The organism is Pseudomonas sp. AC242, from assembly GCF_979258655.1.
The window spans coordinates 3,671,563-3,693,908 of sequence record NZ_OZ409873.1 but is presented as its reverse complement, the minus strand read 5'-3'; the positions used below and the strand labels follow the sequence as shown (position 1 = coordinate 3,693,908).

Genomic DNA, 22,346 nt, shown 5'->3' with positions numbered 1-22,346 from the left:
AGCAACCTGCGACAGAAGTGTCTGGAGGCTACCAAGCAAGCGCTTGGTTTGTAAACAGTTGAAACTATCTTCTGCCCAAGCGCTTGCTTGGTTGCCGCTGGCGGCTTAAATTGCGCGCAACCCTGCGGTTTCAGGGGGCAACAGACTGATCGACTGTAGGAGAGAACGGGTGGACGAGCAAAAAGCCCTGAGGGTCATGCGTGATTTGGTCGACGAGGGCCAATTGACCGACCCCGACAGCGCCCGTGGCAAATTGCTGCAAGTGGCCGCTCACCTGTTCCGTAACAAAGGCTATGAACGCACCACAGTGCGCGATCTGGCCGGCGCAGTCGGTATCCAGTCGGGAAGCATTTTTCATCACTTCAAAAGCAAGGATGAAATCCTCCGCGCGGTGATGGAAGAAACCATCCGCTACAACACTGCGTTGATGCGTGCTGCACTCGCCGATGCGGCTGATGTGCGCGAGCGCGTGCTGGCGCTGATCCGCTGCGAATTGCAGTCGATCATGGGCGGCAGCGGTGAAGCCATGGCGGTGCTGGTCTACGAATGGCGCTCGCTGTCCGAAGAGGGCCAGGCCAAAGTGCTGGCGTTGCGCGATGTTTACGAAGACATCTGGCTGCAAGTGCTGGGTGAAGCCAAAGACGCCGGATTTATTCGTGGCGATGTATTTATTACCCGACGTTTCCTCACCGGCGCACTGTCGTGGACGACCACATGGTTCCGTGCCGGCGGCAGTTTGAGCCTCGATCAGTTGGCCGACGAGGCGTTGATTCTGGTCCTTGAAGCGCGCTGAAGCACTTTCTATCCGGCCGGGAAACTGGCTAACTTGGCGAAACCGCCTAGCTTGAATGCATTGATCGGTATTTTTTCGGGGAGTGGGGTGTTTTGAAGTCTTCGCCAATTCGGACGGCCGCGGGTTTGATGCTCGCAGCGCTGGCTGCATTTTGGGTTTTGCCCGCTCAGGCAGCGCAACTGGTTCGGGTCGGCGCGGCGCATTTTCCGCCTTACACCATTCGCCCGGAGAACGGTGCCGACACAGGCCTCCTGCCGCAACTGGTCGAGGCCCTCAATCGTTTGCAAAGCGACTATCAGTTCGTCCTCGTGCCGACCTCGATTCCCCGGCGTTTCGGTGATTTCAAGCAGGGCCGGATCGACATGGCGATTTTCGAGAATCCTGATTGGGGCTGGAAAGACATTCCGCACACGGATGTCGACATGGGCCTCGAGGATGCGGAGATTTTCGTCGCGCAACGCGAGGACGGTCGTCAGCAGAACTACTTTGCCGACCTCACCGGCAAGCGCCTCGCGCTGTTCAGCGGTTATCACTACGAGTTCGCCAACTTCAACGCCGACCCCAAATTTCTTGCACAGAATTACAAGGCCACGCTGACCTATTCCCACGACAGCAATCTGCTGATGGTCCTTCGTAGTCGCGCCGATATCGCCTTGGTGACCCGTTCCTATCTGTTCGATTATCTGCTGCGTAACGAAAAGGTGCGCGACGAGTTGCTGGTGTCACAACGTATCGATCAGGTCTATCACCACTACGCGATTCTTCGCCCGACGGCGCCGATTACCGGTGCGGCGTTTGGCAAGCTGCTTAAGGGGCTGCGCGACAACGGTGAAATGCTGAAAATTTTCGAGCCGTACAAGATTGCGGTGGTGCCGGTGCCGAAGTAACGGCGTGTCATGCCCATCCGTTGGTCGGATACCTGGCTGACCCTGTCAGATCTGACAGTAGACGCCGTATTGGCTTCAGGTTTTGATTCCTTTCCACACCCGCTCTTTGTGAGCGGCTTGAGAAAAAGGAATTTGCCATGTCCAATCCATCCCCGATTTCACTGCGTTGTGTGCCTGCTCCATTCGTAGAGCAAGCCAGCGAGAATGTCCTCACCTTGAACAAACCCGATGGTTCGACCGGCATTACAGTCGAAGTGTCGAGGTGGCCCTTTATGGCGCTCGGGCAACCGACGACGCTGCATGCCTGTGGTCAGACAAGCGATGGTTCACCAATCATGTTGCGCATCGCCGATGCTGAACCATTGACGCAGCAGGAATTTGAGGAGGGCTGGCGCAGAACGATTGCGTGGGATGACCTGCAGGATCTGAAACACAACAGTCAACTGATGCTTATTTTTCAGCTGGCCCTGAATAACGCGGGTTGTGATTGCCCACTGCTGTTTCCTCCGATCAGCCTCAAAGTGCGAGTTCCCTTCGAGGATCTGACGACCTTCTCCGACGCTGAAGAAGCGCCCTGGAACGGCTGGACAAAAGGCCCGGCTGCAATCGACCCCGGAGATCTGGTTGTCGCCAAGGACGAGGACATCTACGTTCTCAACAACCGCACGTACACCAACGCATCGGCTGGCATCATTCTGGAAAAAAACTTCGCGAACCTTGAAGCCGGTACGCGTTATGAGTTCGGTCTACAGGTTCGTCGAACCAACACCAGCTCCAGTGTGCCGAGTCTGTCGCTTGCAGCAGGCACCCAGACAGTCACTGAAGCCAAGGATTTTCCAGCCATGACTTGGGAATCACTGGAGGGCACGTTTACTGCGGATTCTTCGCAGTGCACGTTGGCAATCATCAGTCATACGGCGAGTGGCAGCGGAAACGATTACGCAATCAAAAGGATCTGTGTCAGGTCTGTTTAGTTTGAGAACATGGGGTTTGTCAGCTTCAGAGAGCCCCGCCAGCAAACAGCATCGTTAGATTGTTGGTGGGGATCTCTAAATTTTCCGGGCGCGATCACGTTCCAGCATTTAACTGTCGACGATTATCGTGAGCCCGACCCATGTCCAATCTGAATGACCTGACTGCCCTGGCCTTGCCTTCGGGCAGCCAACTGATCGCTGATGCCACCGAAAGCCGTCTGAGCCTGAGCCTGGACGGGCAACCGCTGATCCGCTTGCGCCTCGATCGAGAGGCAAAGGGACCGATCCAGATCGATGAGCGCTTTGCGTTGCCGCCCGGGCAGGCGTTGTGGGCAGCCTGTTACTGGCTGTTCGCCCGCGATCCGGCGTGCGAGCAATTGACTTGGCAACTCGATCAGCCACCCACCGAAGCCTTGCTCAGTGGCTTGCTGGTGAACACCGACGTGGCGGGTGAATACCGCTGCGAACGCACGTTGTTCTGGCAATTGCCGCAACCTTGGCTCGGCACATCGCTAACCGGCAGCTACCCGCAGCAAATGGTCATCAGCCAAGGCAAGCGCCATCCACTGCGGCCGGTGAAGCCGCGCGGTGAAGTGTATCGGCGTTTCGATGCCCGTCTGGGCGCGTGGATTTCCCTGCGCACGGTAGAGATCGAAGAGGATTTGCCGCGTTTCAACCGCTGGCAGAACAGTCCGCGCGTTGCCAGTTTCTGGCAGGAAGAGGGCAGCCTCGAGAAGCACCGCGAATACCTGAGCAAGCTCGATGCCGATCCGCACACGCTGACCTTGATCGGCTGTTTCGATGATCAGCCGTTTGCCTATTTCGAAGCCTACTGGGCCAAGGAAGACCGCATTGCGCCGTTCTACGATGCCGACAATTACGATCGCGGCATTCACATGCTGGTCGGCGAGGAGGATCACCGTGGCCCGCACAAAGTGGCGAGCTGGCTATCGGCGCTGGTGCATTACCTGTTTCTCGATGATCCGCGCACTCAGCGTGTGGTCGCTGAGCCTCGGGCCGACAACGCGAAGATGATCGGCCACATGCAGAATCAGTGTTTCCACTGTGAGAAGGAGTTCGACTTTCCGCACAAGCGCGCGGCGCTGATGATGCTGGGGCGTGAGCGGTTTTTTGATCGGTGCAAATTGGCCTGAGGTGATTTAAAAGCAAAAGATCGCAGCCTTCGGCAGCTCCTACAGAGGAATGCATTTCCATGTGAGAGCTGCCGAAGGCTGCGATCTTTTTTATCTGGCGACGCGGTCTTAACGACGACCGGCAATCACCGCATCCTGACGGCTGCCCGAGACCTTGCGGCAGTGCACCAGCGCGTCACGAATCATGAAGTTGACCAGGGTTGGCGAAACGCCGAGCTCCTTGGCGATGTCCTTTTGCGGCACGCCATGCAAGCGGTACATCTCGAATGCATAGCGCGTGCGGCTGGGCAGTTCGGTCAGCGCGTCGGCGATGTTTTCCAGGGTCGAGAAGTTGATGTGCGAGGTTTCCGGCGAAGCACCTTGAATAACCACGTTCAGCCCTTCCTCTTCAGGGCCGGAGTACTTCTGCTCAAGCGCCTGTTTGCGGTAGTGATCGATAGCGAGGTTGCGCACGATCTGGAACAGATAGCTCAGTTGCGCCTTGATCGACGACGTGATTGGTGGCGCCGATTGCAGTCGGAAAAACGCATCCTGCACCACATCTTCGGCGCGCGACCGGCAGCCGGTAATACGGGCTGCAATCTTGACCAGAATCAGTCGATTGTCGACGAATGCCTGAAGTAGCGGTGAATCGCACTTGCTTGTGGATACTTGTTCCGTCATGGAAATCACCTTGCTGCCAAATAGGTTAGTGGGACGCCTGGGGACGAGGCCGTCCTACACATCGAGCGACAAATTATGTTGAATGATAATGATTGTCAATTGAGAAAGAGAAGTAATGCGCCACAAAGGTGCGATGTGAGAACTGCGACACGCCGCCACACCCCGGCCCCATTGGCGATCCAGCCTGCCGACTAATTATTTCAAGACGTCATCCGTTCTCATTGGTGAATGGTTCCGGGTGCACGACCCCGGCCAGACAGCATTCCAGCGCCTTGCGCGGTCGGCACAGACCGCGCCCAGCAGGCCCTTCGCGGGGCGTGACGCAGCAACCCGATTCCATTAGCAAGCCGAATTCAGGCAGGAAACCTCATGACCGACGCGTTCGAACTCCCCAGCACCCTGGTCCAAGCCCTTCAGCGCCGCGCGGCCCTGACGCCGGATCGACTGGCCTTGCGTTTTCTTGCCGAAAGCGAAGAGCAGGCTGTGGTACTCAGTTATCGCGAACTGGATGAGCGCGCGCGTACTATTGCGGCCGCATTGCAGGTCGAAGCCGAATTCGGCGACCGCGCGGTGCTGTTGTTTCCCAGCGGCCCGGATTACGTCGCGGCCTTCTTTGGATGCTTGTACGCCGGCGTGATCGCGGTGCCGGCTTATCCGCCGGAATCTGCGCGGCGTCATCACCAGGAGCGGTTGCTGTCGATCATTGCCGACGCCGAACCGCGTCTGCTACTGACCAGCGCCGACTTGCGCGACGCCTTGCAGCAGATCGAAGGCGCGCCGCCGTTGCTGTGTGTCGACACTCTCGACCGAACGCAGGCCGAAAGCTGGGTTGAACCGAGCTTGCCGCAAGACCATATCGCTTTCCTGCAATACACCTCCGGCTCCACCGCGCTGCCCAAAGGCGTGCAGGTCAGCCACGGCAATCTGGTCGCCAATGAACTGTTGATCCGTCACGGTTTCGGCATCGATGTAAATCCGGACGACGTGATCGTCAGCTGGCTGCCGCTGTATCACGACATGGGTTTGATCGGCGGTCTGTTGCAGCCGATTTTCAGCGGCGTACCGTGCATCCTGATGTCGCCAGCGTACTTCCTCGGCCGGCCTTTGCGCTGGCTGGAAGCGATCAGCCAATACGGCGGCACCATCAGCGGCGGGCCCGACTTCGCCTATCGCCTGTGCAGCGAGCGGGTCAGCGAATCGGCACTTGAACGCCTCGACCTGAGCCGCTGGCGCGTGGCCTATTCCGGCTCCGAGCCGATCCGTCTCGACACCCTCGAGCGCTTCGCCGAGAAGTTCACTGCGTGCGGCTTCAGCGCAGACAGTTTCATGGCCTCGTACGGTCTGGCCGAAGCGACGCTATTCGTCGCCGGCACCCCGCGCGGCACCGGCATCCCGGCACTGCGCGTGGACGATCAGGCGCTGGCGCAAAACCGTGCGGAGCCGGGTGAGGGCAGCCCGATCATGAGCTGCGGCATCAGCCAGCCGGAACACGCCGTGCTGATCGTCGAACCCAATACCCTCGAAGCGCTGGCCGACAATGCTGTCGGCGAAGTCTGGGCTACGGGTCCGAGCATCGCCCTCGGCTATTGGCGCAACCCGGAAGCCAGCGCCAAGACGTTTGTCCAGCATGCCGGCCGCACCTGGCTGCGCACCGGTGACCTGGGCTTCGTCCGCAACGGCGAACTGTTCATCACCGGGCGCCTGAAAGACATGCTCATCGTGCGCGGCCACAACCTCTATCCGCAGGACATCGAGAAGACCGTCGAGAACGAAGTGGAAGTGGTGCGCAAGGGCCGCGTCGCTGCATTCGCGATCAATCAGAATGGCGAAGAAGGCATCGGCATCGCCGCGGAAATCAGCCGCAGCGTGCAAAAAATCCTGCCGCCGGAAGCCTTGATCAAAGCGATCCGCCAAGCGGTAGCCGAGGCGTATCAGGAGGCACCAAGCGTCGTTGTACTGCTCAATCCAGGCGCCTTGCCGAAAACCTCCAGCGGCAAATTACAGCGTTCGGCGTGCCGCAATCGTCTGGCCGATGGCAGCCTAGACAGCTACGCGGTGTTCCCGTCGACCACAGCCGAAACCGCAGAGTCGGCCACCAGCGCCTCCGAACTCGAAGCGTTGATCGGCAACATCTGGGCCGAACAACTCAACGTCAAACAGGTCAACGCCGACGATCACTTCTTCCTGCTCGGCGGCAACTCGATCGCCGCCACGCAAGTGATCGCCCGGGTTCGCGAAGAACTCAGCCTTGAGCTGAGCCTGCGTCTGCTCTTCGAAGCCCCGACACTGTCGGCATTCGCTGCTGCCGTGGCGCAACAGCAACAGGACGGCGGCAGCGCCCAAGGCGCAATCATTGCGTTGTCGCGTTCCGAGCCAATGCCACAATCGCTGGCGCAAAACCGTCTGAGGATCACCTGGCAACTCGACCCGCAGAGCAGCGCCTACAACATTCCCGGTGCCCTGCGTTTACGCGGCGAACTGGACGAAGACGCCTTGCGCACCAGTTTCCAGCAATTGATCGAACGCCATGAATCCCTGCGCACACGCTTCTTCGAACGCGACGGCGTGGCCCTGCAACAAGTCGCTGCCGCCGCCGAATTCAATCTGCAACTGATCGACATCAGCGACCTGCCGGCCCATGAGCGCGAGGCCCGTGCGCAACAAATCCGCGAAGATGAAGCGCGCACCCAGTTCGACCTGGAGAAAGGCCCGCTGCTGTGGGTGACGCTGGTGCGTCTCGACGACGAAGATCACCAACTGCTGGTGACGCTGCACCACATCATCGCCGACGGCTGGTCGCTGAACGTATTGATCGACGAATTTTCGCGCCTGTACGCCGCCGCTTCGCAGGGCGCGACCGCGACCCTTGCGCCGCTGCCAACCCAGTACGCCGACTACGGCAGTTGGCAGCGCCAATGGCTGGCGCAGGGCGAGGGCGAGCGGCAACTAGCGTACTGGAAAACGCAGTTGGGTGACGAACATCCGACCCTGGAACTGGCCACTGATCATCCGCGCTCGACCCAACAAAACCACAGTGCCGCGCGCCACACCGTGCGTTTGGGCGCGCACCTCAGCGAGGCGATCCGCAACACCGCGCAAGCGCAACAAGCGACGCCGTTCATGCTGCTGCTCTCGGCATTCCAGAGCCTGCTGCATCGCTACAGCGGTCAGCGCGACATTCGCATCGGCGTACCCAACGCCAACCGTCCGCGCCTGGAAACCCAAGGCCTGATCGGTTTCTTCATCAACACCCAAGTGCTGCGTGCGCAAATCGATTCGCGCCTGTCGTTTGTCGAGCTGCTGGCCCAGACCCGTCAAGCCGCACTCGGTGCGCAAGCGAATCAGGATCTGCCCTTCGAACAACTGCTCGAAGCCTTCCCGCAAGCCCGTGAACAAGGCTTGTTCCAGGTCATGTTCAACCATCAGCAACGCGACCTGAGCGCACTCAAGCGTCTGCCGGGTCTGCTCGCCGAAGAACTGCCGTGGCACAGCCGCGAAGCCAAGTTCGACCTGCAACTGCACAGCGAAGAAGACCGTAACGGTCGCCTGACGCTGTCGTTCGACTATGCCAGTGAACTGTTCGATTCGGCCACCATCGAGCGTCTGGCCGAACACTTCAGCAACCTGTTGCGCGAAGTCTGCGAACGCCCGGAGCAAGCCATCGGCGACCTGCAGCTGTTGACCGTCGGCGAACACGACCAGCAAAAAAACTGGAGCGTCGCACCGTGCACCCCGGCGCAACAATGGCTGCCGGAACGGCTCAACGAACAGGTGCGAAAAACCCCGGAACGCACCGCGCTGGTGTGGGACGGTGGCAGCCTCGACTTCGCCGAACTGCACACGCAGGCCAACCGCCTCGCGCACTACCTGCGCGACAAAGGCGTCGGCCCGGACGTTTGCGTGGCCATCGCCGCCGAGCGTTCGCCACAACTGTTGATCGGCCTGCTGGCGATCATCAAGGCCGGTGGCGCCTATGTGCCGCTGGACCCGGATTATCCGGCTGATCGTCTCGCCTACATGCTCAGCGACAGCGGCGTCGAATTGCTGCTGACCCAAACCGAATTGCTCGAGCGTTTGCCGGCCAGCGACGGCGTCAGCGTGATCGCCATGGATGCGTTGCACCTGGAAAACTGGCCGAGCCAGGCGCCAGGTCTGCACCTGCACGGCGACAACCTCGCCTACGTGATCTACACCTCGGGTTCCACCGGCCAACCGAAAGGCGTCGGCAATACCCACGCAGCACTGGCCGAGCGCCTGCAATGGATGCAGAACGCTTACGCGCTCGATGAAACGGATGTGCTGATGCAAAAAGCGCCGATCAGTTTCGACGTGTCGGTGTGGGAATGCTTCTGGCCGCTGATCACTGGCGCGCGTCTGCTGATCGCCGGCCCCGGTGAACACCGCGATCCGCATCGCATTGCGCAGCTTGTTCAGGCCTATGGCGTGACCACGCTGCACTTTGTGCCGCCACTGCTCTCGCTGTTCATCGACGAACCGCTGAGCGCCGAATGCACCAGCCTGCGCCGGGTATTCTCCGGTGGTGAAGCGCTGCCCGCCGAACTGCGTAACCGCGTCCTCGCGCAACTGCCGACGGTGCAACTGCACAACCGTTACGGCCCGACCGAAACCGCAATCAACGTCACCCACTGGCATTGCACCCCTGCCGATGGCGAACGTTCGCCGATCGGTCGTCCGTTGGGCAACGTGATTTGCCGCGTGCTCGACGCCGATCTCAATCCGGTGCCGGCCGGCGTGCCGGGTGAGCTGTGCATCAGCGGTATCGGTCTGGCTCGCGGTTACCTTGGCCGTCCATCGTTGACCGCGGAACGTTTTGTGGTCGATCCGCTGGGCGAGCAGGGCGCACGTTTGTACCGCACCGGCGACCGCGCGCGCTGGACGTCCGACGGCGTCATCGAATACCTCGGCCGTCTCGACCAGCAAGTCAAACTGCGTGGCTTCCGCGTCGAACCGGAAGAAATCGAAGCGCGTCTGCTTGCCCAGAATGGCGTCGCCCAAGCCGTGGTGCTGGTGCGCGAAACCGCTGCCGGTGCGCAACTGATCGGTTACTTCACCGCGACCGATGCCAGTGAACATCCTGACGAGCAAAGCGCTCGCCTGAAAACCGCGCTGGCCGCCGAGCTGCCGGAATACATGGTCCCGGCACAACTGATGCGTCTGGATGCAATGCCCCTCAGCCCAAGCGGCAAACTCGACCGCCGCGCCTTGCCCGAGCCGCAATGGCAAGTACGTGAACACGTCGAGCCGGTGACTGCACTGCAACAGCAGATCGCCGCGATCTGGCGCGAAGTGCTCGGTCTGGCGCAAGTTGGCCTGCGCGACGACTTCTTCGCCCTCGGCGGTCACTCGCTGCTGGCCACGCAAATCATCTCGCGCACCCGTCAGGCCTGCGACGTCGAACTGCCGTTGCGCGCCTTGTTCGAGCACAGCGAGCTGGCTGATTTCGCCGAGCAGATCCGCCTGATCCAGGCCAGCGGCCGCACCAACAAACAGCCGCCGATCGACAAGGTTGATCGCAGCCAACCGGTGCCGTTGTCGTACTCGCAACAGCGCATGTGGTTCCTCTGGCAGATGGAGCCGGACAGCCCGGCGTACAACGTCGGCGGCATGGCGCGCTTGCGCGGCGTGTTGCACGTCGAGCGTTTCGAGGCCGCACTGCAAGCGCTGATCCGGCGTCACGAAACCCTGCGCACCACCTTCCCGAGCGTCGACGGCGTCGCCCGCCAACAGGTGCATGCCGAAACCGGCGTATGCATGGGCTGGAAGGATTTCTCAAAACTTTCCGCCGACGTGCGCGAGCAAAAGGTTCAGCAATTCGCCGACGAAGAAGCGCATCTGCCGTTCGATCTGGAAAGCGGTCCGCTGCTGCGCGCCTGCCTGGTGAAAACCGCCGAGCAGGAGCATTACTTTGTCCTGACTCTGCACCACATCGTCACCGAAGGCTGGGCGATGGATATTTTCGCCCGCGAACTCAGCGCGCTGTACGAAGCGTTTGTCGATGACCGTGATTCGCCGCTGGAACCGTTGCCGGTGCAATACCTCGACTACAGCGTCTGGCAGCGCAACTGGCTGGAATCCGGCGAGCGTCAGCGCCAACTCGACTACTGGACCGCGCAACTCGGTCGTGAACATCCGCTGCTGGAACTGCCGGGTGACCGTCCGCGTCCGCCGGTACAAAGCCATCAGGGCGAACTGTTCCGCTTCGACCTCAGCGACGATCTTGCCGCGCGGGTTCGTGCCTTCAATGCGCAAAACGGCCTGACCCTGTTCATGACCATGACCGCCGCGCTCGCGACATTGCTTTACCGCTACAGCGGCCAGACCGATCTGCGCATCGGCGCGCCAGTGGCTAACCGTATTCGCCCAGAAAGCGAAGGGCTGATCGGTGCGTTCCTCAACACCCAGGTGCTGCGTTGTCAGCTCGACGGCATGATGTCGGTCGGCGAGTTGTTCGAGCAGGTGCGTCACACCGTGATCGAAGGCCAGTCGCATCAGGATCTGCCGTTCGATCATCTGGTCGAAGCGTTGCAGCCGCCGCGCAGTGCCGCCTACAACCCGTTGTTCCAAGTAATGTGCAACGTGCAGCGCTGGGAATTCCAGCAGAGCCGCATGCTCGCCGGCATGACCGTCGAGTATTTGGCCAACGATGCGCGGGCGACCAAGTTCGACCTCAATCTGGAAGTCACCGACCTCGACCATCGCCTCGGTTGCTGCCTGACTTACAGCACCGATCTGTTCGACGAGCCGACCATCGCGCGCATGGCCAAACATTGGCGCAACCTGCTGGAAGCGCTGATCGCCGATCCGCAACAGCGTCTAAGCGAATTGCCGCTGCTGGACGCTCTGGAGCAACAGCAACTGCTCGACAGCCTCGGCGTCGAACCGGGTGAGCGTCGTCTCGACCAGTGCATCCATCACCTGTTCGCCGAACAAGCGCTGGCGCGCAAAGACGCACCGGCCCTGACTTTCGCCGGGCAGACCCTTAGCTACGCCGAACTCGACGCCCGCGCCAATCGTCTGGCCTGGGCGCTGCGTGAGCGCGGCGTCGGCCCGCAAGTACGGGTGGGTCTGGCACTGGAGCGTTCGCTGGAAATGGTCATCGGCCTGCTGGCGATTCTCAAGGCTGGCGGCGCCTATGTGCCGCTGGACCCGGAATACCCGCTCGACCGTCTGCATTACATGATCGAAGACAGCCGCATCGGCCTGCTGCTCAGTGATCGCGCAATGTTCAAAGCCCTTGGCGAACTGCCGTCGAGCGTGGCGCGCTGGTGCCTGGAAGATGACAGCGCAGCACTCGCTGCTTATCCGGCCAGCGAGCTGCCGTTTATCAGCCTGCCGCAACATCAGGCCTACCTGATTTACACCTCGGGCTCGACCGGCAAACCGAAAGGCGTGGTGGTCTCCCACGGTGAAATCGCCATGCACTGCCAAGCCGTGATCGAGCGGTTTGGCATGCGCCCGGATGACTGCGAACTGCACTTCTATTCGATCAACTTCGATGCGGCGACCGAGCGTCTGTTGGTGCCGCTGCTCAGTGGCGCGCAGGTTGTATTGCGTGCACAAGGTCAGTGGGACGCGGAAGAAATCTGCGGTTTGATCCGCACGCATAAAATCAACGTGCTCGGTTTCACCCCGAGCTACGGTAGCCAGTTGGCGCAGTTCCTCTCGACGCAAAACGAAATCCTCCCGGTGCGGATGATCATCACCGGCGGTGAAGCATTGACCGGTGAACACCTGCAACGCATTCGTGCAGCGTTCAAACCGGCGATGTTCTTCAACGCCTATGGCCCGACGGAAACCGTGGTCATGCCACTGGCCAGTCTGGCGCCGCAGGTGCTGGAGGAGGGCGCCGGCAGCGTGCCGATCGGCAGCGTGATCGGTGCGCGCGTGGCGTACATTCTCGACGCCGATCTGGCGCTGGTGCCGCAAGGTGCGACCGGTGAATTGTTCGTCGGCGGCGCCGGTCTGGCGCAGGCCTATCACGACCGTCCGGGCATCACCGCCGAGCGTTTTGTTGCTGACCCGTTCGCCAGCGATGGCGGGCGCATGTACCGCACCGGCGATCTGGTGCGCCAGCGCGCCGATGGTTTGGTGGAGTACCTTGGGCGCATCGACCATCAAGTGAAAATCCGTGGATTCCGTATCGAGCTCGGCGAAATCGAAACCCGTCTGCTCGATCATGACTCGATCCGCGAAGCCGTGGTGCTCGCCCTCGACGCGCCAAGCGGCAAACAACTGGTTGGCTATTTAGTCACTGAAGTCGCTGAGCAAAGCGAAGCCAATCAGGCTGAACTGCGCGACGCGCTCAAGGCGCACCTCAAGGCGCAACTGCCGGATTACATGGTGCCGACCCACCTGATTCTGCTGGCGAGCATGCCGCTGACCGCCAACGGCAAACTCGACCGCCGCGCCTTGCCGGCGCCGGATCCCGAGTTGAATCGTCAGGACTACGTTGCGCCAAGCAACGAACTGGAACAGACCCTGGCGCAGATCTGGTGCGAAGTGCTCAACGTCGAACAGGTCGGCCTCAACGACAACTTCTTTGAACTGGGTGGCGACTCGATTCTGTCGATCCAAGTGGTCAGCCGTGCGCGCCAGCAAGGCATTCATTTCAGCCCGCGTGATCTGTTCCAGCATCAGACTGTGCAGACACTGGCCGCTGTGGCCAGCCGCACCGAGCAGTTCACGGCCGAGCAGGGTCTGGTGGCCGGTGAATCGCGCCTGACGCCGATTCAGCACTGGTTCTTCGACACTGCAATCCCCAAGCGTCAGCACTGGAATCAGGCGTTGTTGCTGGAGCCGACCGTGACCCTCGAACCGCATCGTCTGGAGCAAGCGTTGCTGGCGGTGATCGAGCAGCATGATGCCTTGCGCCTGCGCTTCACCGAGGCCAACGGTCAATGGCAAGCGACGCACCAAGCCGTCTCCGAAGCGGCCGTGGTGTGGCAAGTGCGGGTTACCTCGATGGACAAGTGCCAAGCGCTGTTTGCCGATGCGCAACGCAGCCTTGATCTGCAAAATGGTCCGCTGGTTCGCGCCTTGCTGGTCGACGGCCCTGAAGGTCAGCAACGCCTGTTTATCGCAATCCATCACTTGGTGGTCGACGGCGTGTCGTGGCGCGTATTGCTCGACGATGTGCAAACCGTTTACCGCCAACTCGATGCCGACCAAGCGGTGAAACTGCCAGCGAAAACCAGTGCCTTCAAAGACTGGGCCGCGCGTTTGCAAGCCTACGCCGGCAGCGAATCCCTGCGCGAAGAACTCAACTGGTGGCAGACCCAACTGGCCGGTCCGAGCGCCGATTTGCCGTGCGAAAACCCGCAGGGCGGCCAGCAGAATCGTCACGCGCAAACCGTCAGCGTGCGCCTCGATGCCGAGCACACCAAACAGTTACTGCAACAGGCGCCAGCCGCCTATCGCACGCAAGTCAACGACTTGCTGCTGACCGCGCTGGCCCGTGTGCTCTGCCGCTGGAGCGGTCAACCGTCGGCACTGATTCAACTGGAAGGCCACGGTCGCGAAACCCTGTTCGACGAGATCGATCTGACCCGCACTGTCGGCTGGTTCACCAGCGCTTACCCACTGCGTCTGACCCCGCACAACATCGAAGAGGCTGCGGGGCAGGGCGCTTCGATCAAGGCGATCAAGGAGCAACTGCGCGCTGTGCCGCACAAGGGCCTGGGCTACGGCGTACTGCGTTATCTCGCCGATGATCTCAGCCAGCGCAGCATGGCCGCGTTGCCGAACGCGCCGGTCACCTTCAACTACCTCGGCCAGTTCGACCAGAGCTTCGGCAGCGATGCGCTGTTCCGTCCGCTGGATGAAGCGGTCGGTGCCGCCCACGATCCGCACGCGCCATTGCCGAACGAACTGAGTATCGACAGTCAGGTCTACGGCGGTGAATTGCTGCTGCGCTGGACCTTCAGCGCCGAGCGTTACGACGCGCAAACCATCAACGATCTGGCCGACGCTTACCTCGGTGAGCTGCAAAGCCTGATCGCCCATTGCCTGCAAGACGAGGCCGGCGGCCTGACGCCGTCGGATTTCCCGTTGGCCAAGCTGACTCAGGCGCAACTGGATGCCTTGCCGGTACCGGCCGCGCACATCGAAGACGTTTATCCGCTGACGCCGATGCAGGAAGGCATGTTGCTGCATACCTTGCTCGAACCGGGCACCGGTCTGTACTACATGCAGGATCGCTACCGCATCAACAGCGAACTCGACCCGGAGCGTTTCGCCCAGGCGTGGCAAGCGGTGATCGCCCGTCACGAAGCGCTGCGTGCGTCGTTCTGCTGGAATGTCGGCGAAGACATGCTGCAAGTGATTCACACACCGGGTCGCACGCCGATCGAGTATCTGGACTGGAGTGCCATCGCTGAAACCGAGCAGGAACCGAAGCTGCAAGCGCTGCTGAAAAGCGAGCGTGAGGCCGGTTTCGATCTGCTCAATCAGGCGCCGTTCCACCTGCGTCTGATCAAGGTCGGCGCAGCGCGTTACTGGTTCATGATGAGCAACCACCACATTCTCATCGATGCATGGTGCCGCTCGTTGCTGATGAACGACTTCTTCGAGATTTACACCGCGTTGGGTGAGGGTCGTGAAGCGCAACTTGCCGTGCCGCCGCGTTATCGCGATTACATCGGCTGGCTGCAACGTCAGAGCCTGGCCGAAGCGCGGCAGTGGTGGCAGCACAATCTGCAAGGGTTCGAACGCACCACACCGATCCCGAGCGACCGTCCGTTCCTGCGCGAACACGCCGGTGAAAGCGGCGGCATGGTCGTTGGCGACCGCTACACCCGCCTCAATGTCGAGGACGGTGCGCGTCTGCGTGAACTGGCGCAGGCGCATCAATTGACCATCAACACTTTCGCTCAAGCCGCGTGGGCCTTGGTACTGCGCCGCATGAGTGGCGATCGTGACGTGCTCTTCGGCGTCACCGTGGCCGGGCGTCCGGTGGAAATGCCGGAGATGCAGCGCACCGTCGGTCTGTTCATCAACAGTATCGCGCTGCGGGTGAAAATGCCTGAGGACGATCAGCGCAGCAGCGTGCGTGAGTGGCTCAGCGCTTTGCTCGACAGCAACATGCAACTGCGTGAGTACGAATACCTGCCGCTGGTGAACATTCAGGAACAAAGCGAATTGCCGAAAGGCCAGCCGCTGTTTGACAGCCTGTTTGTCTTCGAAAACGCGCCGGTGGAAGTGTCGGTACTTGATCGCGCGCAGAGCCTCAATGCGACCTCGGACTCCGGCCGTACGCACACTAACTTCCCGCTGACGGCGGTGTGCTACCCGGGTGATGACCTTGGTCTGCATCTGTCCTACGACCAGCGCTATTTCGACGAATCGACCATCGAACGCATGCTCGGCGAGTTCAAGCGTTTGCTGCTGGCGCTGGTCGATGGCTTCCATGGCGATATGGCCGACCTGCCGCTGCTAGGCAGTGAGGAAGAGGAGTTTCTGCTGCACGGTTGCAACCAGAGTGCCCACGACTATCCGCTGGAGCAGAGCTACGTTGCGCTGTTCGAAGCGCAGGTCGCCGCGCATCCGCAGCGCATCGCCGCCACTTGCCTTGATCAGCAACTGAGCTACGCCGAGCTGAACCACAATGCCAACCGACTCGGCCATGCACTGGTCGCCGCGGGTGTGCAGATGGATCAACCGGTGGCCTTGCTCGCCGAACGAAATCTCGATCTGCTCGGCATGATCATCGGTAGCTTCAAGGCCGGTGCCGGTTATCTGCCGCTGGATCCGGGCCTGCCGAGCCAGCGTCTGCAACGCATCATCGAACTGAGCCGCACGCCGGTGCTGGTCTGCTCTAAAGCATGCTTTGAACAGGCGCAGACTTTGCTGGATGAATTCAGCTGCGCCAATCGACCGCGCTTGCTGGTGTGGGAAGAGCTTCAGGCAGCGGCAACATCGGCGCACAACCCGGAGATTTACAGCGGCCCGGACAACCTCGCTTATGTGATCTACACCTCGGGTTCGACCGGCCTGCCGAAAGGCGTGATGGTCGAGCAGCGCGGTATGCTCAACAACCAGTTGAGCAAGGTGCCGTACTTGAATCTGAGCGACGTCGATGTGATTGCACAGACCGCGTCGCAAAGCTTCGATATTTCGGTCTGGCAGTTCCTCGCCGCGCCGTTGTTCGGCGCACGGGTGGACATCGTGCCGAACACCATCGCCCACGATCCGCAAGGTTTGCTGGTGCACGTGCAAGCGCAGGGCATCACCGTACTGGAGAGCGTGCCGTCGCTGATTCAGGGGATGCTCGCCTCGGATCGCCTGAGCCTGGATGGCTTGCGCTGGATGCTGCCGACCGGTGAAGCAATGCCGCCGGAGCTGGCGCACCAATGGCTGCTGCGTTACCCGGACATCGGTCTGGTCAACGCTTACGGCCCGGCGGAATGCTCGGATGACGTGGCGTTTTTCCGTGTCGACATGGCCTCGACGCGCGGCAGTTACTTGCCGATCGGTACGCCGACCGACAACAACTTGCTGTACCTCGTTGATGGCGCTCTGGAACTGGTGCCTTTGGGCGCGGTGGGGGAGTTGTGTGTGGCGGGGACGGGCGTTGGTCGCGGTTATGTCAGCGATACGTTGCGTACCGCGCCGGTGTTTGTGCCGAACCCGTTCGGTGCGCCGGGCGAGCGTCTGTATCGCACCGGTGACCTGGCGCGGCGTCGCAGCGACGGTGTGCTGGAGTACGTCGGCCGCGTTGACCATCAGGTGAAGATTCGCGGTTACCGCATCGAGCTGGGTGAGATCGAGGCGCGTCTGCATGAGCAACCGGAAGTGCGCGATGGCGCAGTCGGTGTGCAGGAAGGCGTCAACGGCAAGCACTTGGTCGGCTATCTGGTGGCGGCCGATTCGGCACTCAATCCGAGTGAACGCCTGGAGCGGATCAAACAGCGCCTGCGCGCCGAGTTGCCTGAATACATGGTGCCGCTGCACTGGTTGTGGCTCGATCAGCTGCCGCTGAATGCCAACGGCAAACTCGACCGCAAAGCCTTGCCGGCGCTGGAGATCGGCCAGTTGCAGAGTCAGGATTATCTGGCCCCGCGCAATGAACTGGAGCAGACCCTGGCGGATGTTTGGGCCGAGGTGCTGAAGGTCGAGAAGGTCGGCGTACGCGACAACTTCTTCGAACTGGGCGGGCATTCGTTGCTGGCCACGCAGATCGCCTCGCGGGTGCAGAAAACCCTGCAGCGCGATGTGCCGTTGCGGGCGATGTTCGAGTGCAGCACGGTGGAGGAGCTGGCCGAATACATTGACGGGCTGGCGGCGAGCGATATCACCGAGGAGAAGGTTGATCGGTTGAATGATCTGATGGCGGAGCTGGAGGGCCTTTGATTTTCTAGTGCCTGTAGTGGCCTTATCGCTGGCAAGCCAGCTCCCACAGTAATCGAGTGTAGCCACAGATTTTGTGTTCACTCTGGAACCTGTGGGAGCTGGCTTGCCAGCGATGGCGTCAGCGCGTTCAACACAATTAAACCAGTACAAACGCGTACATTTTCAGGGTTGACGACCAGCAACCGGCAGCTCAGTCTGCCGGTTCTCTTTTTTGTCGCGGGGGTGGTCGATGCCTTTTTTCACGGTTGACGGACAAGCGCTGCATTACATTGATCAAGGCACAGGCCCGGCGGTATTGCTGGCCGGCAGCTACCTGTGGGATCAGGCCATGTGGGCACCGCAGATCGCTGCGTTATCGCCGCACTATCGGGTGATCGCACTGGACTTGTGGGGCCACGGTGAGTCGGGACGGTTGCCTGAAGGCACCACATCACTGGACGACATTGCTCGTCAGGCGCGGTCCCTGATCGATCATCTTGATATCGATCAGGTCACTCTTGTCGGGCTGTCGGTCGGTGGCATGTGGGGCGTACGTCTGGCGTTGTCGGCCCCGCAACGGATCAACGGTCTGGTGCTGATGGACACCTACGTCGGCGTCGAGCCGGAACCGACTCGTCAGTACTACTTCTCGCTGTTCAAGCAGATTGAAGAAACCGGCGAAATCTCCGAGCAGTTACTGGATATCGTCGTGCCGATCTTCTTCCGTCCGGGTATCGATCCGCAGTCGGCGCTGTATCAGGATTTCCGCGCGAAACTGGCGGCGTACTCCTCGGATCGACTGCGCGAAAGTATCGTGCCGATGGGGCGTATCACCTTTGGCCGGGATGATTTGTTGCCGCGTCTGGGCGAGCTGAATGCCGCGACCACGCTGGTGCTGTGCGGCGATCAGGACAAACCACGACCACCGTCGGAAACAAAGGAAATGGCCGAGTTGATCGGTTGCCCGTGGGTGCTGGTGCCGGAGGCGGGGCATATCTCCAACCTGGAGAACCCGCAGTTTGTCACCGAGGTGTTGTTGGCTTTCCTGGCTGACCGCCGTTGAAAAGATCGCAGCCTGCGGCAGCTCCTACAGAAAACGCTTTCCATGTAGGAGCTGCCGCAGGCTGCGATCTTTTGATTTTGCTTATTTAGGCCCGAGAATCTTCACCAACTTGTCCGGCGAAGGCGCACCTTGCTGCTGTTGCAGCTCACCCTTGTCATCCATATAGAAGATTGCCGGCGTCGCCTGCAAATCGAGGTCTTCCATCAACTGCATGTTCGCCGCCAATTTGCTCTGCACGGCCGCTGGAATATCTTTCAGCGCTTTTAGCGAACTGCCCTTGCCAGCCTTTTCGTGATCTTCCAGCGCCTTGACCGGATCCTTCGCGGCCAGCAGTGCCGCTGATTTACCCGGGCTGTCCTCGCGAATGATGCCGACCATGATGTGCCGCAACTGCACCTTGCCAGCCTTGACCCACGGCCGCGCCTGTTCCCAGAACATGTTGCAGTACGGGCAGTTCGGGTCGCTGAACAGGTACACGGTGCGCGGTGCATCCTTGTTGCCGTCCTGAATCCAGTTGCTCGCCTCGAACTTGGCCCAGACTTCCTTGGCCATTGGCGCGTAGACCAGTTTTTGCAGCGGCTCGCTGCTCAGGTCCTTACCGTCGGCGTCGTACAGATTACCGAGCAAAACGTGTTTGCCATCCGGAGTCAGGTACAGGGCCATGCCACGGTTCTGATATTGCGCCGCATAACCGCGCAGACCGTCGGGCGCATCGAACTGGCCGACGATTTTCGCGCCTTTGGCTTCGATCTGCTTGATCGCCGCAGGCAATTCTTCAGCGGCCTGCACCGACGGCAAGTGCAGCAGGGCGCTGCCCAGAGTCAGCGTCAGCAGGTGGCGGAGGCGGGGCATGGCAGTTTCCTTGCAGAGGTGGCCGGTGCAGTGGCCGGGTTCGAATTCGGGGTCGGGGTGTCGAAGTTTTCCAGGGCGCGCGCCAGGCTGGCGTTGGATAACTCGCCCAGGTGGCTGCTCAGCAGGCGACCGTCAGGGCTATAGAACAGCGTAGTCGGCAAAGCCATGGAACCCACGGCCTGACCCAGGCGGCCGCTGCGGTCGAACAGCACGTTGTTCAGGCTCAGGCCCTGAGTTTCGAGAAACGTCGCCACGCTTTGCATGCTTTCGGCCTGATTGACGAACAGGAAGGTCAGGTCCGGGCGTTGTTGCTGGGCATTCTCCAGGACTGGCATTTCGCGCCGACACGGCGGACACCAGGTCGCCCACAGATTGATCACCAGCGGGCCGCCCTGATAATCGCTGAGCTGGATGGTTTCCCCGGCCGCGTTGCGCAGAGAGATGTCCGGCAGTCGGGTGCCTTGTTCATAGATGTTTAACGACAACGTCGCCAACAGCCAGAACGCCACACCGCTGGCCACGCCAAAGCCCAGTGGACGACGCAGCCCTGGACGCCGCCAGCCGCGATACAGCGCCGCCAGCAGCAACACAATCACACCCGGCCAGGCAAGGAAGCCACCGTCACGCAAATCGATGATCTGCCACGGGTCATTGCGATAGTGCGACCAGTACAGCAGCACAAAGGCAATCCGCGCCGCGAGCATGCCCAGCAGAAACAGGCTGAACAACGCCGACTCGGGGTTATCGCCGCCACGCTTGGCCACCCGCCAGCCGACAAAGGTCGCCAGTGCCAGAGCACTGATCAGCAGCAGGTGATTAAGCGCGATGGCAAAAGTGCCGAGGGTGAAAGTCAGCATTAATTGGCGTCCCGGGTGGTGGCCCAGCGTTGCAGGAACGTCTCGGCATCGACTTCGCCGGTGATGCGCTGGCTGCGGCGTTCTTCGCCATCGGTACCGATCCAGACGAAGCTCGGTGGCCCCGGCACTTTGTAGCGGCTGAGCAATTCACGGCTGGCGGCATTGTCGGCGGTGACATCGAGCCTGAGCAGGCGCACGTCATTCAACGCCTGCTTGACCTTGTCCTTGCCGAATACCTGTTTCTCCATGACTTTGCACGACACGCACCAGTCGGCGTAGTAATCGAGCAGCACCCACTGACCCTGAGCCTTGGCGGCATCGAGTTCGCGTTGCAGCGCAGCCGGCTCCTTGATCGTGGTGAACGCGTCATGAGCCGATGGCTGCGCTGCGCTGGCGCGGCCGGCGCTGTAGACCTGCAACGGCTGATACGGATCATCGCTGCCGCCTGCCGCGCCAATCACCAGCAGACTGCCCCACAGCCCGAGCAACAGCGAGCTGGCGCCGAACAACTGGGCTACTCGGCCAAAACCTTCGGACTGTTTCCAGGCACAGAACGCAGCGATCAACAGCAGTGCACCGCACAGGCCCAGCCACAACGAAGCCTCCAGCACCGGACGCAACATCAACAGCGCCGTGGCGAGGAAGAGGAAACCGAACACGCCTTTGAGCAGGTTCATCCACGCGCCGGGCTTGGGCAGGAAGCGATTGCCCACGGTCACCAGCAACAACAACGGCACACCAATGCCGATACCCAGCGAGAACAGAATCAAGCCGCCGTGCAGTGCGTTGCCGCTCTGCGCGATGTACAGCAACGCACCGGCCAGCGGCGCGGTCATGCACGGGCCGACCAGCAGACCGGACAATGCACCGAGGACCCCGGCGCCAATCAGGCTGCCACCGCTGCGACTGCGCGAGGCGTGTTCCAGGCGATCACGCAGGGCCACCGGCAATTGCAGTTCAAAGAAGCCGAACATCGGCAGGGCCAGCACCACGAAGATCGCGGCGAACGTGCCGAGCAGCCACGGATTCTGCAACCATGCCTGCAGGTTTGCGCCGAGCAGCGCAGCGATCACGCCCATCGCCGCATAGACCAGGGCCATGCAGATCACATAACTGCCGGCCAGCGCGAAACCGCGACGCGGGGTGGCGCCACTGCCAACGACCATGCCGGCCAGAATCGGCAGCATCGGTAACGTGCAAGGCGTGAACGCGAGCAACAGACCGAGGCCGAAAAACACCAGCAAGCTCCAGCCCAGCGCGCGTTGTTGCAGGCTGCTGGCCAAGGCCTGATCCGGCGCTTCAGCGCTGGCGGCCACCGCCGCTTTACCGCCCAGATCAATGACCCGGGTCTGCGGTGGATAGCACAGGCCGGCATCGGCACAGCCCTGATAGCTGACCTTGATCTGGCCTGTGGCTGTCGCCGGGATTTTCACTTCCAGCCCTTGGCGATAGACCGGTTGTTCCCCGAAAAACTCGTCGCTGTGGGACTCGCCTTCAGGCAGCGCGGGCTGTTGCTCTGCGCTCAATCCGTCGAATTTCAGGCGTTTCTGATACAGGTAATAGCCGTCGGTGATTTGCCAGAACAGTTGGGTTTCACCGGATTCCAGGCGTTCGGAGGTGAGCACGAATGCCTGGTCGACCGGCAGAAATTCCGGTTTAGTCTCAAATGGATTGTTTCCAGCCTGGGCCAGGCTGGACATCAGCAGAGCAAACAATAGAAAAAAATGACGCATGGAGGAGCCTTGTCCCTGTGCAA

General features: G+C 60.9%; 10 protein-coding genes. 6 read left to right on the top strand and 4 right to left on the bottom strand.

The window, feature by feature from the left end:
- Nucleotides 1-169: 169 nt before the first annotated feature.
- The 4 genes from ACZZ0A_RS16495 (at nt 170) to ACZZ0A_RS16480 (ending at nt 3,808) form a co-directional block, all read left to right on the top strand.
- Complete coding sequence (locus ACZZ0A_RS16495) at nt 170-793, top strand: TetR/AcrR family transcriptional regulator (protein WP_007908692.1); 624 nt, start codon at nt 170-172, stop codon at nt 791-793.
- A gap of 92 nt (nt 794-885) precedes the next feature.
- Nucleotides 886-1,680 carry a substrate-binding periplasmic protein gene (locus ACZZ0A_RS16490; RefSeq protein WP_007908693.1) on the top strand — a complete coding sequence of 265 codons (795 nt, stop codon included), beginning with the start codon at nt 886-888 and terminating at the stop codon, nt 1,678-1,680.
- A 137-nt stretch (nt 1,681-1,817) separates the two neighbouring features.
- Complete coding sequence (locus ACZZ0A_RS16485; protein ID WP_007908694.1) at nt 1,818-2,654, top strand: carbohydrate binding domain-containing protein; 837 nt, start codon at nt 1,818-1,820, stop codon at nt 2,652-2,654.
- Nucleotides 2,655-2,794: 140 nt separating this feature from the next.
- Nucleotides 2,795-3,808, top strand: a complete 1,014-nt coding sequence (locus ACZZ0A_RS16480) for a GNAT family N-acetyltransferase (RefSeq protein WP_123375541.1) — start codon at nt 2,795-2,797, stop codon at nt 3,806-3,808.
- Between the two features lie 108 nt (nt 3,809-3,916).
- Here ACZZ0A_RS16480 and ACZZ0A_RS16475 read toward each other — a convergent pair whose 3' ends face one another.
- Entirely contained in the window at nt 3,917-4,471 is a 555-nt protein-coding gene (locus tag ACZZ0A_RS16475; RefSeq protein WP_007908696.1) for an RNA polymerase factor sigma-70, read from the bottom strand.
- A 369-nt stretch (nt 4,472-4,840) separates the two neighbouring features.
- On the opposite strand from ACZZ0A_RS16475, the gene ACZZ0A_RS16470 reads away from it, so the two are divergent.
- Both ACZZ0A_RS16470 and ACZZ0A_RS16465 read left to right on the top strand, forming a co-directional pair.
- The gene (locus ACZZ0A_RS16470) at nt 4,841-17,839 is read left to right on the top strand and encodes a non-ribosomal peptide synthetase (RefSeq protein ID WP_463543468.1); all 12,999 of its coding nucleotides are present in this window, start codon (nt 4,841-4,843) and stop codon (nt 17,837-17,839) included.
- Nucleotides 17,840-18,068: 229 nt separating this feature from the next.
- A complete protein-coding gene (locus tag ACZZ0A_RS16465; RefSeq protein WP_463543467.1) occupies nt 18,069-18,881 on the top strand; it encodes an alpha/beta fold hydrolase in 813 nt (270 codons plus the stop codon).
- Between the two features lie 81 nt (nt 18,882-18,962).
- Here the strand turns inward: ACZZ0A_RS16465 and dsbG are convergent, their stop codons facing one another.
- From dsbG to dsbD, 3 genes are read right to left on the bottom strand one after another with little or no spacing between them, the layout of a single operon-like run.
- Nucleotides 18,963-19,733: a thiol:disulfide interchange protein DsbG gene (gene dsbG, locus ACZZ0A_RS16460; protein WP_463543466.1), complete on the bottom strand. Its 771-nt coding sequence runs from the start codon at nt 19,731-19,733 to the stop codon at nt 18,963-18,965.
- Nucleotides 19,709-20,590, bottom strand: coding sequence for a TlpA disulfide reductase family protein (locus ACZZ0A_RS16455; RefSeq protein ID WP_007908704.1), 882 nt, complete (start codon nt 20,588-20,590; stop codon nt 19,709-19,711). The genes dsbG and ACZZ0A_RS16455 overlap by 25 nt, the downstream gene beginning before the upstream one ends.
- A complete protein-coding gene (gene dsbD / locus ACZZ0A_RS16450; protein ID WP_463543465.1) occupies nt 20,590-22,323 on the bottom strand; it encodes a protein-disulfide reductase DsbD in 1,734 nt (577 codons plus the stop codon). Before dsbD ends, ACZZ0A_RS16455 begins: the two co-directional genes overlap by 1 nt.
- Nucleotides 22,324-22,346: the final 23 nt, after the last annotated feature.